Genomic DNA, 13507 nt, shown 5'->3' with positions numbered 1-13507 from the left:
CTCGTTAATTCAATGAGATGCTACCACTTCGTTATGTATCCAGCTCTTCTAAGATAATGCTTTGTAAAAGGGTTTAAATTCTCTATCGGTTCTTCCAAAGAAAAATATCTAAGTTCATGGCTTTCATTGTCATTTACTTTAGGATCACCATGTATATTCTGTGCTTCATAAATTGCCATTACATTATAGATTTCATCACCATGAGGGTATTTATAATACATATCCTTGCCCGATAAAATCGTTATGAATTTGAATGATCCCGCAATCAGTCCTGCTTCTTCATAAAGTTCTCGAGCTGCCGCTTCTTCTAATGATTCGCCTAGTTCCAACGAGCCTCCAATGGTTCCCCAATCATTACTATCAGTTCTCCTTTGTAGTAATAATTGCCCTGCTTGATTAAAAATTAGTATACATGATCCAGCCATTATTAATGGGCTAGAGCCAACAACTTTCCTTAAGTCCATTATGTATCCCATGAATTGTCTCCTTTGTCTTTTTACCCTTCATTAATCTGCCATGATTAAGGTATTCACGAAAACGAATACGTTATCCGCCCGTTAGCTCAACTTCTTGGCATTATCGTTCAAACCAAGAATTTCAATCACTTCAACTTGTCCAAGTCTTCTTGACCCAGTCATAAAATAACCAATGACTCCCGGTTTAATTCTATTAATATGTATTCTCTTCTCATCTGAGCGAAAAGAATCCACATCCTCGCGGTACCTTGTTCCGGAACAGGAAATTTTTTTCTGAAATAACATTTCCGAACTCGTCTTCAAATTCAGGATGAATTGCAAATATTCCTCTTTCATAAATATTATCACTATCATATGAAAAGTCACAACGTAACCCCTGATAAACCGATTTCTTTCTGCCGCCTTCTTCTTCACTATAAAGCCTGTATCTAATTCTAAAGTCTGGGTGATGCTTTCTTACCTCCTCATACGGTTTCCAGACATCCATTACACAATCACCCTTTACTTTTAAAGAATAAGATATATGTTAAATACTACCATAAAACATACATGTTTATTACACTAATCTGCCCTTTAGTTGAACGGTGGCTTAATAAGATACCCGCTGCTACAAACCTAAAAGTAACGACGGTAGAGTTCTCGCCGGCGTTCCCCGCGCAGCTGGGCGCCGTGCTTGTACGAAAACCACTTGGGGCACTGCCGTCTGTTGGCAGTAACGGTAGGCGCATCATATAGCCTCCTTTATGCTCTCCTGCCGTATGACCGTTCATATATATCCGACAATATTTCATGACCCCGTCGAATTCTATGAAAATCTTTTTGTTGCGATGCTCTGGTGAGATACTGAGCTTTTTGCGATACCACCCCCATCCATACCTCCAATACGTATTATCTTTCTCGGATGGGTTGCGGATAAATGGATGAAGCTCACCGGTCGTCTCATACGTGCTCCAGGTATGGGGTATGGCGATAGGAATCCAGTCATTATCATCATACTCCCTTGCGGCTGCTGCCTCATCTATATCAGGGGAAGGAAAATAGGCAAAGCGCCATTTGCTGTTGATTGTCTTCTGAATTGGATATTGTAATTTCAATTGCTGCATGTTCACCCTTTCACCACTCTACTTTGTCTTCTGTAATCCTGATTATAGCAATGGGCCGAAACTGTTTTTCTACATATTTTTAGGTATTATTGTTCACCGTCACCCAACTATTTCCATTAAAAAAGATGGAGCTGACAATAGTGCTGCTTGGGAAATCCCGTCTGACGTAGTCAGCCAGCGCTCGGTCTAGTGTAAGTCCGGTCATGTATCAAGTACCGCTAGTTTTTTGGGTTACAAATGAAACTTTTTACCGAGTAGACGTTTCTAATTGGTTAGAGGTGAATGCGATTGTGGAAGAAGTTTTGAAGTTTATGACAAGGATGGACGACTTTACATTACGGGAGCTGATGCAGACCTATGGACAAGATATTTGGAATTATGCGTATTTGATCACCAGGCGGCATGAAGCAGCAGACGATATTGCCCAGGATGTTTTTGTCAGGGCGTATATGCATATCGACCGATTTCGCGGGGATTCCAGTGTAAAAACCTGGCTTCTTTCCATCACGCGCAATGCGGCGTTTAACTACCGGCGTTCGGCATTTTTCCGCAAAGTGATGCCGGTCGGCTTTGTTCGCCTCCGTGGGACGGTATTATCTGCCGAACAGCAAGCACTGGATCACATCGTAACGGATAATCTTTGGAACATCATCATGCGACTTCCGCAAAAGTATCGGGAAGTATTGGTGCTGGAAGCTCGTTACGACATGACTCTTAAGGAAATCGCCCATCTTCTCGGCATTAGCGAAGGGGCGGTTAAGTCCCGGCTGTACAGAGCGCGCGCCAAAATAAGCAATACGTTAAAGGAGGAAGTGGAATATGGAACCGTGTAAACCGGATTGGTACCGTCGACTTGAGAAGGGACCATTTCAACAAAAAACGTTCACGAGCCGTTCCATGCTTGCCGTGGAAAAAAGAGTGAAAAACCGCGCTTCCCGCCATACCCGCCGAATTTGGGTCAGCGGCATCGTGGCCGCAATTGCGGTTGTCATGACCATGAGCTTTCCCCATTGGAAATCTGTCTTTATTGGCTCTATCGGTACAAATATCGCCGCTCACACGGAACAGCCCCCATCTGATCCAAAAAACAAAAAGGAATTGGTGAGAGTCGAAAATATTTCAGGGGATAATTGGAGGGGCAAGATGATGTTCGTATCCGATCCGAAATCCATTCGGGTCGTAGTCACATCCGAACCAGAAAAGGGCGAACGAGTAACAGGGATGGTGAAACGTACAGGAGCGATTGCCGGTGTGAATGGTGGTCTATACGAAAATCCCGAAGGAATGGGCAGCGGATTTTTACCTATAGGGCTGGTGGTGTCGGAAGCAAAACCGTTTTTTGTCGATAAGGAGGCTAAGCAGCATATTATCGGGTTTACCGATACAGGCAATTTGCTGATCGGCTCCTACTCAATGGAGGAGCTTACAAAAATGCGCATCAAAGAAGCCGTAACGTCTTTTCCACAGATTATCTCCGGTGGACGTCCTTTGATATCGGGGAGCGCAATGGACTGGGGACTCGCTCCACGAACGGCGGTCGGACAAAAGGCGGACGGAACCGTGATTTTCATCGTGATCGACGGCAGGCAGCAGGCAAGCATCGGAGCGACATTAAAAGATATTCAGGCTCTGTTTTTGAAGCAGGATGTTGTTACTGCAGGTCTTCTGGATGGAGGAGCCTCTTCCGAGCTGGTCCTTAACGGCGAGCTTGTGACCACACCTTCAGGTCAAGGCGGTGAACAAAGGATTCCGACCGGTTTTCTTGTATTCGATCAGCCTGATCGTATCGTTGTTGAAAATCCTTGGAACGGTAAATACGCACATCCGGATTATGTTTCGGAAAACCGTTAGGCCACTTTTGAAAAGCATATATGAGAAACTTGCGTGTGTGATGTCACCCTACAATAAGTCCAAAACTGCCCTTTTGAAAAAGCAGCTGCCGTGGCATGCTGCTCCACTATCGTTCGCCGTTTAGCGTAATGACTAACCTAGCATCCTAAGCTTGTCTTCAATTGAGCTTTTACTATCCTCATCCCATACTACAGATATTTCAAAAGTTCCCTTTGCGAAAAATAGTGGCAATCTACGTTTAAACCATGACTGCATCGGTAAGTTTATTGCGTCGTCTATATCTACCCAGTGCAACTCACCTTCAGGTGGATTAGATAGTAATTCCCCTTCAAAATTCTTAACCAGATAATTGAAGACCATATATCTGTAATTCGTTTTAGGCACGACATATTCGTCTATTCCTTTGAAAATTAAGTCCTCTGGCTTAGCGATTAGTCCTGTTTCTTCTCTAAGCTCACGTACAGCTCCTTCGGTTAAACTTTCAGGGAAATCAACTTTTCCCCCAGGACCGAGATACCCTGGGAACCCCAGTTTGTCAGGTCGATTTATTAATAATATCTTGTCTTCATCTTGTACTAAGCACATTGTATATAATCCGCACTCATTCTTAATCGACATTTTCTCCCTCCATAATCTTGTAGTAATTGGTATTTCTATGTTGTTATCTACTTTCCTTCAAACCGTAGTAAACTGCCCGTTAGTTGAGAAACCGGCAGTTCTTATACCCGCTGCCGGTTTCCTCACGTTATTGAGCTATCGTGTCCCGTTATCATATTATTACTCAGTCTAATGTTTGTCGGCAATCGGACAATGTTCTTGTCAACCGACAAATTTCTCTCGGATGAAAACTAATAAAACGCTTTTTTCACAACTCCTATTTAAATGCTTCTGAGCATCCCCAATTCGCCGCGTTAACTCTATTGTTAATTAGACTGTCAGCATATAGATTTTCATGCTCGCCTGACTCAGACTTCATTATTGAACCCAGTGCAACTAAAAGTCCACTTACAACTGTAGGACATTTCTCAGACGAACTCTCGTCTTTTTGCCTATATCTTTGGGCAAGCTCTATCGCCGTTTCATTTGCATACTCTTCTGGTGTTGGTGCTTCTTCTAGTTTTTTTGCACTTTTACCTAATGCGTCAGCCAATATTTCATTAAAATTAAGATTTAGTCGTTTTAATTCTTCATCTATATCCTGTACGGCTTTTTTTGCGTCCTCAGGCAAATGTTGGACATCATTTCCTAACTTTTCGAAAAAATCAGAAACATGTAAGAGTTATCCTTAGTATTGTTGCAACATCTCCGACGTGTCCTTGATAATCTTCAGGGTTTTTCTTAAAGAGTTTCATGTCTCTGGCGAATCCATGCTTTTCCGAAATATCCATTACTTTTTCTGGATGCATATTATCACTGAGCAAAAAAAAGAGCCGCCCACCCAGGCAAATCGTGTATTACCGATCCAAATACCGATCCATTCGATACTGCATCACCTCATATTTTTTTATCAGAAACATCAAAAAATTTGCTTTCGTGAATGTCTATATTTGATACTATTTAAACTAAATTTACCTATATTTTGATATTCAGCAATACTGCCCTTAAATTGAGAAGACGGCAGCTGATCGTCGTTATTTAGCTAAATAACTAATTGTAAACTATTAACAATTAATATATCATTGGAAGAAGGCACATACAGGAGCTTAGCATAGCTGGGCATGAGCATACATGAATTTTTTGTCAGTCGTAAGCCTTTGGTGGTTGCTGGTTTGACCGTTCTTATGGAGGCTGCGAATTGGCTAGGCATATCAAAATGAAACACACGCAGAGGAGTGACTCAACTGAAAATTTGGTTACTAGACTATCATCCTTCATTCAATAATTTGGAATTTGCTGATGATGAAGACTATAGCAAAGTAAATGCCATGTTATCAAAAAAGCAGCCACTCTCTAAAGAATGGTCAGCCGTGAACGTGAATATTGTTGATAAAGGCAAACCATCCGACATATTAGGTAGGTTCAATGGTGCTTTGGCTATTAGCAAGGCAACCAAACAAATTTTAGTTCAACATATTACTGATAATATTGAATTCCTGCCTTTAAAAACGGAGTTCTCAGGAGAAGAATATTATATTCTTCATGTGCTGAATATCTTGGATTGCATTGACCCAATCAACTCCAAAGTCAAAAGATACATCAGAGATGACATAGCCGTGTATGATGAGTATTCCTTATCATTGGTTGAAGAAAGGCTCATGAATCAACATATGTTTAAAGTGAAATTACCGAATAGAGAAACATTTCTGCCCTATGTTTACGTCTCTGACCAACTAATGGAGATATTAAGTCGCTCTATTCAAGGGTGCCAGTTGCTTGAAATCTGGAACTCGGAGTTTTCTTGGAAACAAGCAGAGGAGAAATACGATTGGATGTGTCAGCAAGTTGATTTATCACTATCGCGCACATTTGATTTTAACACTGCTCAAGACTATGTTACTAAATATTTTGGGGAAACGGTGTACTCCGGAAAGTGGGCGTTACAAACAGACGAACGAGGCGAAATTGTACTTGGCACCTTGAAGATCGACGGGGAGTATGATTGGATGAATCCGATTTACTACCCCCCGATCATATTGGATCTCACCTGGGGAGTAAAAAGATAGGAAATGTATGCCCCTATATCCCGCATTGATAAATCCGTTGATTGTTTGCTGGCACCTTAGCTTTTAATGTAATGTCAAATTTCAAAATCAAGGGTCACTAAATTCAAGTCAATCATTGAAATTTTCCAGATATAATCAGCTGCCACCTCTCCAAATGGCAGCCTTCATCTGCCTCTTCAACAAACGTTTTGCGTTAGCTTAGCCTTCTATTGCAATAATATTCGAAATCACTGATTTCAAAAACATATTATTTCTCTACTTCGATATTCATTACATCGGCCACAATCCACCTAGTGACACTGGACATCGGAGGACAAGAATAACTATCGATAAAAGACAAGAAGTTGTTTGGTTTTCTCTCTTCTTTAACGATAAAAAAGCTCCGGTTATGCCGGCAGCTTTTGGCATGTATTTTGCTTCAACAGCGACGCCATCAATCCCGAAAATAGCAGACAAATCGTTCTGAGGTGAATATACGCGTCCAGCATTCACAACTTAGATAGCTTGCTAGATGTCACAACGTTGCAAACGGCGAACAATTATCCCTGTGTACTTCCTCGCCGATTGGGGTCACCGCACTTTTTTTTAATATAATTTGTTGTTTGTGTTATATTTTGCCGATCACTCGCAGATTTTATTTCAGGAGGATTTCGATTTGGGAGGATTCAATCTTACTTTTTGGATAGGTATTGTTTATTCGTTTGCAGCAATAGTCCGGGCGTGCGGCTATACCTTGAATACAATTGCTGTCGTCGCCTTTTCAGTTTCCGCAGTTTTTATTTCAGTAAAAGACCTACTGGAACAAATGCGCTACAAACATCTAAACATTTTTAGCGCAATAATCAGCGCCTTGGTTGCTTTCTTTATTCTACTGCCGCCTTTACTCAACCCACAGGTCAGCGATGAATACAAAGATGTTCTGGCGAAGATCGGGGATGTTGCTACAATTCTGGGTTTGGGTATTGTATTAATTACAATAGGCATAAAACATTCCCAATTCCTTCTAAACTTGATGCAAAGCTTGGAAAAGCTTACTCGTGAAAAAATGGAAAAAGCTAATCCAAAGTACCAGTATCAAGTGGTCAAAGAGATGGCAACCCAAGAATATAAGATGATGATTTCAATTAATGATATTATTTTGGAACTCAAAAAAAGGGATAACACCTCATTCCCTGTTGGTAGAGGCCACGACGGTTGGTCATTGTTCTACGATACTCTAGGAGGATTCGAGATACACGGCGGCCCATTTTACGACTTACTTCTTGAGCGTTTGTTTTGGGACTTTGTTGCTCAAGTTAATATCGCGTCATATCATTTTTCTGCAATTTCGGATCCCGATACGCAGCGTAGTGTTGGTCATGTGTTAATGTGGGGCACTGAAATGGAAGTTCATAATTATCGAGATATACCGTATCATAAAGGTTTTAATGAAGGCGTAGAAGCTGTAAAAAAAGCAATTGAAGTATGGGATGAACTCAAAGAAAATGCAATGCGTCTATACGAAAAGCACGGTATTCACGAATGAAACCAACAAGCCGCCCTCCCCCATTATAATTTTGTTGCCTGAACATAAGCTATTTAAAACTGGTTGTACAAACCCTTATTCTATAATGAGCTATACGCCTGTTATTGAATATAAAGTTGTTTAAAAAGCATTAAGAAGACATAGCAAAGCATCGTCCGCACTTTGCTTAACTACTGATGCAAACCTTTCTTTGATCCTGGCTCCGGACGAGTGCTGGCGTGTTTTGAATGAGTTTATTATGAATTAAACAATTTATTATTAAAGAAAAATTTCTCGATACAAAGTTCCCCTCAAAAATAATTTGAGGGGAACTAGATTCGTCAGCCTATCATAAATAAGCTTTTGACTAATAACGCATGCGCATTGTACGTAACTGTCCAAAGAAAATAAAGTATTAGATTGGCAAGCCAACTGCACCTTCGCTGGTCGGCTGGCTAACCGATCGCACTGAACCAGCGCTTCCGGAAGTACAGCCAGGAGCACGAGACACGGCTTCGCCGCGGCAACTGGCCGCTGCCGGCTAACCGATCACGTTAACCGGTGCTTCCCGAACCACAACTTCTTCGTGCAGCTGGCCGCCGACGTGACAGTCTATAACTTTATTTTCCGAATTTATCAAGACCTAAATTTATAAATTTCAGTCATAATAAAGGGTTCCGCATATTAGTCATGTATAATATGCGGAACTTTATATTGAACTATCGTGTTCCGTTAGCTTAATGATCGAACGCCCCAAAGCGTGATTTATCCGATGCCCATAGTATGACTTATCTCTTAATAATAAATTCACCCTCCAAATCAAATACCATAGGTTTACCTTTTACCTTTGGATCCCATCCTTTTATTAATGCCTGATTAATAATATTTTTAACATCATGTGGTTTAATAACTTTTATATTCATTTCATTAACTTTAGGAAAATTTGTCCAGTATGAATTCACTTCAGATGTAATATAAACTTCTATTCTACGTCCTTTAATTTGTGCATGTTCAGCAACAAAAACAATATAACCGCTATCAGGAGAAATCGTCCAGTTGTACGATTCAATATCAATTAATATAGATCTTGAACTTTTCTTATTAATAGTCATGACAGAGTGATGTTCACCACCATATATAGCAATCTATTCTAAACCACTGGTTTTTTGATAACATAATATATTTGAACTGACTGTATCTAAAAGCAAGCAAGAGATTTTTTTATCACCGTTATATTCCATTTTATTACCTCATTATCCTGCCCGTTCAACGAGGCTGCCGATTCATGCCGGCAGCCTCGTCCTGGTTTCTTATTGAACAAACATTTCTCGTTAGCTGAACGTATATTGATTGAATTCGTTATGACACAATGGATAATTCCATAAATATTTCAACAATATCATTATCATTGTATTTTGGTATCTCATAAAAGCCAAAACTTCGAAACACTGACATCGCTTTATAAGATTGTTTCTCAGTGTCCAACCTCAGCTTCATTAATCCAGCTTGTCTTGCAATTTCTATTATTTGGCTCATCATGCTTTTGCCGTAACCCTTATCTTGATATTCAGGTAAGACGAAGAACCTCTTTATTTCACCAATTCTGTTTTCAGAATCAATACCCTTTAAACCAATAGTCCCAATAACGCTCTGTTCTTCCTTCAATAACCAGAATCCGCCTCCCGTCTCAAAATATAGCAGTTCAATACTTCTAATATCTGAATGCGATCCTTCAGGATCAAAGACATATCCTCTGGAAACATACATAGTTTTCATAAACTCTTCCAATTGATCCTGGTCTGATCTAATGTATGTCTGCAGCAATAAGCATTCCCCTCTCTCGTGGATAGAACTTCTTTACTCTTTTTTTCCGTTAGTTGAACTTACTTTGTGTCTCCCTGCTCACCAACGTTCATATTTATCTTGGTAAACCTTTGACGAAAACAGTCTTTTACACAGTGCACCTCGACATCACTCAACCTTAGGTAAAACATTACCTTGCATTTCTTTTATGATTTCTAAGAATTGACCAACTTCCTTGGATGGATGTAATGGATATATTAAACCATATGGAACTGCGAAATCTAAATCACTAGGGATCGTCACCAAGGATGGATGAATGTCTGCCCACGCCTACAATGTTAACATAACCGTATTACTTTCCTCGCAGCGATTAAACACATCAAGATCATAGAGACGCGGAACATCCTTAATTTGTATTTGAGGATGTTTCATTTTCAGGAAATCACGTATGTCATGAATGATGGCACTATTCCCACCATTCACTACAGCCAATCTTTCCCCATACAAATCTTTGACAAATAGTGTTTTTCTTGAAGCCAGCCTATGTTGCCGAGATACGGCAAAGCAAACGCGGTAACTCCCCAGTTCAAGCACACGGTAGTAATCCTTCAAGTTATCTGTAAGAAATGGCCCCGCAATGATATCGAGCGATTGGCCAATCATGCGGTAAGTGGTAGGGAGTGTATGTGCGTCATCTTCGAAATGAACGATGTTTATTCCGAATTGAGGGTATAGGTCGCTAATTCCATTCCACAAATCAATCAAAACCTTACAGGGGTTAAGCATAGAAGTACCCACCCGAACAATATGCCGATTGGCCTGTGCGGAGTGATGCATGCGGATAAGAGATTCTTGAAAATACTGCAGCATATATTCCGCATCTTTGATAAAAGCTGTTCCTGCCTTTGTGAGGCTGACACCGTGGTTGGTACGGATAAAAAGTGGGACTCCGGCTTGCTTTTCCAACAAATTCATTTGCTTCATCACAGCGGTTGAAGAAATAAAAAGCTTTTCGGCTGCCTTAGAAAAGCTTCCGGACTCCGCCACTTGAACAAACGTCTTCAGTTGCTCAATCATTCAGGCAGGCCCCTCCTTTTGCATAAACCATGTTAATACCATGCTAACTTATTTGAAATTCCGTATCAAGCTGCTAAGCCGTAACATTAGAGAAGAACGAAAGAGAAAACAGAAGCTTTAAAAATACTACACACAGGAACTGTATTGGAGGAAAATACTATGGAAAACAAAGTCTGGTTCATTACAGGAGCCTCTCGCGGATTAGGTCGCATTTGGGCGGAGGCCGCACTCTCTCGCGGGGATAAGGTTGCTGCGACCGCTCGCACACCGGAAAGCATCGCCGAACTTAAGGAACGTTTTGGAGATGCTGTTCTCCCCCTAGCGCTCGATGTAACAGATTCCCAGCAGGTCGAGCATGTCGTTCAGCAGGCTCATGAGCATTTCGGCAGGCTGGACGTCGTCCTAAACAATGCCGGTTACACACTGGTTGGCACGACTGAGGAGGCTGACGAATCCGACGTCCGCGAACTATTTGACGCCAATTACTTTGGTACGCTTCGTGTCATCCAAGCTGCCCTGCCTCTGCTTCGACTACAGGGCAGCGGGCACATTCTCGGCGTCTCAAGTGCCATGGGGATTGTTGCGGCACCGCTCATCGGCTTCTATTGCGCTTCCAAATGGGCAGTCGAAGCACTGCACGATAGCCTCGCTCAAGAGGTTAAAAGCTTCGGCATTAAGGTCACGTTGCTCGAGCCGGGCGCCTTTGCAACCGACTTTGGAAGCCCCATGTCCATGAAGACATCAACGGGATTGGAAGTCTACGCTGAACTTCGAAATCGGGTGTCCGTTCGTTTATCGACAGAAGAACGAGGCGATCCGAATGCGACGGCCGAAGCGATTCTTCAAATCATAGACGCCGAGGACCCACCTCTGCGGTTTGCGGTCGGCGCAGGGGTCTTGCCTTTGGTGCGCGGAGTCTATGCTGATCGTTTAGCCACTTGGGAGACATGGGAAGCTGTTTCGAACGGAGCGCAAGGAACGCCGATAAGCCACCGTTAGATTTGGAATTAGCAAAAGGTAAAGAAACAGGGGGCAGATGCCAAAGGCAGTCTGTCCCCTGTTTTTTGCAATGCTTCCAACTGAGCCGATACGTAGACTTCAATTCAACTCTTCTGCCCGTTACTTTAATAAACAAAACGAGGAGCTGCCAGGCGGCAAGCTCCTCCACTATCGTTTCCCGTTAGCTTAAACTACCATGATGTCGGGCTGTAACTTCCCCTATTACGCTCGGTTATACGTATTACTTACTCTTTTAGACTTTATAAAATACAATATCCAAAGAACTGAAATAGTTACGGTAATCATAATTGAACTTAGCTTTACTGTCGTTCCATCTAAATAGTCTTGGATTTGTGATAATATCACTAAGGACTCATAGGCAATAACCACTTTCGGCACAACCTTTTTTCTTGTGAATATTAGCAATAGCATCGTCATAATTAGGAAAGCAAAGTGGAATATTCCAACAAAAAAATCAAAACCAAATATATAATATTGAATCCATTCGTACAAAATATATACCTTACCAAGTAACTCTACTCCTAAATTAACAACTAAATATATTAATAACCAACCTTTTATCCCATCCATTTCAGATTCTTGTTTCAGATGATCAATTTCATTATTATCCATAACTTACTCCCATTTAGTAGATTTGGTGGTAGGCAACAGTCTAATATCTTTCATAAGTTTGTACGGACTATTTCTCCGTTTTTATTAAATTATCCTGCCAGTTACTTTAATAAACAAAACGAGGAGCTGCCACGCAGCAAGCTCCTCCACTATCGTTCCCAGATAGCTTAATCATGACTAGCAATTTTTAATACATCGCCATTCAAATTCAACATTTCCCATAGTTCTATCTCATCTTTATCTGAGCATCCAATCGAAATATTATAAAGATCATTGATTTTCTTAATATCCATAATACTTCCAGTCACCTGAAGGGAGTTGTTAAAGGCTACATGAATTTCCATTCCGTTACGAATTTGTCCCTCCAACAAGATACCTTTGATGATAAAAGCATCTCCCGTCTTCAATGTTTGAGTAACCTGGAACTGAGCCATTTATCCCACCTCAATCTACGTATAACAAAATGAGTTAATTGTTCGATGACTTGACCACTTATGACCATATTTTAAAATAAGTAGTTGAAGATAACTCCCGTTAACGTAATGAAGCTGTCGATCATTTGCTGGCAGCATGTCCTGGTTGTTTATTCAGCTATCGTTTCCCGTTAGCCATCCATGCATCCTCCTGCGTTGCACCACAGAGCATGAAAGTTAATCCGTTCTTGCATGGTAGTTGAATAATTTAACCCCAATATCTTATCCTTGTCTAATCAATCTCTTAAGCATCAGCGGATGTTCCTTCAAGAAATAGCTTAGAATTTTTTCACCATAGATAGTTATGGACTCTTCCCATGGATGACCTAAAATTCCCCAAGAGAAGTCACTTGCAAGAAAGAAATGATAATCGCCATCAGGAAAAATGGAGATTATCCAATCTCCGTTGTCGATTCTCCAAGGTACATGTCTAGGAAACTCTTTTCGTGCATCCACCAAATAGCATTCATGTTGCCAATCTAGAGCGTAAAGATGTTCCCCAGGTGTTGTGCAACTTTGAAATGCTGAAGCAGCTTTGTTTTCGAAATCTCGAATAAATTCTTCTGTATAACAATTGGATATATCATACTGGATAAACGGAGTTGGGATATATGAAGGGAAAATTGTTTTGCTTGGTCTAGGATGAAATAACTTAATAAATCTTGACCACAATTCTTTTTCTTCTTCATCAGTTAACGACATCCAACCGTAATCCATTAATATCTCCCTCTCTAAAGTTCAATTTCAAATATAATATTCGGCACAATAATAATATTACCTTTTCTTGGAACTAAACTGCCCGTTACTTCCCTCGGTATTAAGGGATTTTCTCACGTTTACTCGCTCATTCGCAGGATTACACCCTCTTGGTAAAAAGGATACAACGGTAAAGTTGTGGTCGTGGGACCACCGAACGGCCATGAAG

Annotated in this window: 16 protein-coding genes; 5 read left to right on the top strand and 11 right to left on the bottom strand. The window is 41.0% G+C overall.

Annotated elements, in window-relative coordinates; genetic code table 11:
- Positions 1-20: 20 nt before the first annotated feature.
- The 3 genes from NV381_RS29495 to NV381_RS29485 form a co-directional block, all read right to left on the bottom strand.
- The gene (locus NV381_RS29495; RefSeq protein ID WP_258216895.1) at positions 21-476 is read right to left on the bottom strand and encodes an NUDIX hydrolase; all 456 of its coding nucleotides are present in this window, start codon (positions 474-476) and stop codon (positions 21-23) included.
- Positions 477-687: 211 nt separating this feature from the next.
- The gene (locus NV381_RS29490; RefSeq protein WP_258216894.1) at positions 688-963 is read right to left on the bottom strand and encodes a hypothetical protein; all 276 of its coding nucleotides are present in this window, start codon (positions 961-963) and stop codon (positions 688-690) included.
- Positions 964-1009: 46 nt separating this feature from the next.
- Entirely contained in the window at positions 1010-1579 is a 570-nt protein-coding gene (locus NV381_RS29485; protein ID WP_258216893.1) for a sugar-binding domain-containing protein, read from the bottom strand.
- A gap of 290 nt (positions 1580-1869) precedes the next feature.
- On the opposite strand from NV381_RS29485, the gene NV381_RS29480 reads away from it, so the two are divergent.
- Positions 1870-2412 carry a sigma-70 family RNA polymerase sigma factor gene (locus tag NV381_RS29480; RefSeq protein WP_308862364.1) on the top strand — a complete coding sequence of 181 codons (543 nt, stop codon included), beginning with the start codon at positions 1870-1872 and terminating at the stop codon, positions 2410-2412.
- Positions 2399-3430: a phosphodiester glycosidase family protein gene (locus NV381_RS29475; protein WP_258216892.1), complete on the top strand. Its 1032-nt coding sequence runs from the start codon at positions 2399-2401 to the stop codon at positions 3428-3430. Before NV381_RS29480 ends, NV381_RS29475 begins: the two co-directional genes overlap by 14 nt.
- Positions 3431-3562: 132 nt before the next feature.
- On the opposite strand, the gene NV381_RS29470 is transcribed toward NV381_RS29475, so the two are convergent.
- Together NV381_RS29470 and NV381_RS29465 are read right to left on the bottom strand one after the other, a co-directional pair.
- Positions 3563-4048 (bottom strand): 8-oxo-dGTP diphosphatase, encoded by a 486-nt coding sequence (locus tag NV381_RS29470; protein WP_258216891.1) that lies wholly within the window; start codon positions 4046-4048, stop codon positions 3563-3565.
- 256 nt (positions 4049-4304) lie between these two features.
- The gene (locus tag NV381_RS29465; protein ID WP_258216890.1) at positions 4305-4658 is read right to left on the bottom strand and encodes a hypothetical protein; all 354 of its coding nucleotides are present in this window, start codon (positions 4656-4658) and stop codon (positions 4305-4307) included.
- A 604-nt stretch (positions 4659-5262) separates the two neighbouring features.
- On the opposite strand from NV381_RS29465, the gene NV381_RS29460 reads away from it, so the two are divergent.
- On the top strand, positions 5263-6093 hold the full coding sequence (locus tag NV381_RS29460; protein WP_258216889.1) for an imm11 family protein: 831 nt from the start codon (positions 5263-5265) through the stop codon (positions 6091-6093).
- Between the two features lie 655 nt (positions 6094-6748).
- Entirely contained in the window at positions 6749-7618 is an 870-nt protein-coding gene (locus tag NV381_RS29455; protein WP_258216888.1) for a hypothetical protein, read from the top strand.
- 767 nt (positions 7619-8385) lie between these two features.
- Here the strand turns inward: NV381_RS29455 and NV381_RS29450 are convergent.
- The 3 genes from NV381_RS29450 to NV381_RS29440 all read right to left on the bottom strand — a co-directional run bounded on the left by NV381_RS29450 (position 8386) and on the right by NV381_RS29440 (position 10477).
- A complete protein-coding gene (locus NV381_RS29450) occupies positions 8386-8709 on the bottom strand; it encodes a hypothetical protein (RefSeq protein WP_258216887.1) in 324 nt (107 codons plus the stop codon).
- 247 nt (positions 8710-8956) lie between these two features.
- Positions 8957-9421, bottom strand: coding sequence for a GNAT family N-acetyltransferase (locus NV381_RS29445; RefSeq protein ID WP_258216886.1), 465 nt, complete (start codon positions 9419-9421; stop codon positions 8957-8959).
- Between the two features lie 309 nt (positions 9422-9730).
- Positions 9731-10477, bottom strand: a complete 747-nt coding sequence (locus NV381_RS29440; protein WP_258216885.1) for a LysR family transcriptional regulator — start codon at positions 10475-10477, stop codon at positions 9731-9733.
- 159 nt (positions 10478-10636) lie between these two features.
- Between NV381_RS29440 and NV381_RS29435 the strand changes: the two genes are divergently transcribed.
- A complete protein-coding gene (locus tag NV381_RS29435) occupies positions 10637-11476 on the top strand; it encodes an SDR family NAD(P)-dependent oxidoreductase (RefSeq protein ID WP_258216884.1) in 840 nt (279 codons plus the stop codon).
- Between the two features lie 222 nt (positions 11477-11698).
- Here the strand turns inward: NV381_RS29435 and NV381_RS29430 are convergent, their stop codons facing one another.
- The 3 genes from NV381_RS29430 to NV381_RS29420 all read right to left on the bottom strand — a co-directional run bounded on the left by NV381_RS29430 (position 11699) and on the right by NV381_RS29420 (position 13299).
- Positions 11699-12109: a DUF2569 domain-containing protein gene (locus NV381_RS29430; RefSeq protein ID WP_258216883.1), complete on the bottom strand. Its 411-nt coding sequence runs from the start codon at positions 12107-12109 to the stop codon at positions 11699-11701.
- A 167-nt stretch (positions 12110-12276) separates the two neighbouring features.
- Positions 12277-12543, bottom strand: coding sequence for a hypothetical protein (locus tag NV381_RS29425; protein ID WP_258216882.1), 267 nt, complete (start codon positions 12541-12543; stop codon positions 12277-12279).
- Positions 12544-12804: 261 nt separating this feature from the next.
- Positions 12805-13299, bottom strand: a complete 495-nt coding sequence (locus NV381_RS29420) for a DUF2716 domain-containing protein (RefSeq protein WP_258216881.1) — start codon at positions 13297-13299, stop codon at positions 12805-12807.
- Between the last annotated feature and the right edge of the window lie 208 nt (positions 13300-13507).

The organism is Paenibacillus radicis (ex Xue et al. 2023) (assembly GCF_024722015.1).
Classification (GTDB): Bacteria; Bacillota; Bacilli; order Paenibacillales; family NBRC-103111; genus Paenibacillus_S.
Note: the sequence above shows the minus strand (reverse complement) of the source record. Positions and strands in the feature narration are given on the sequence as shown.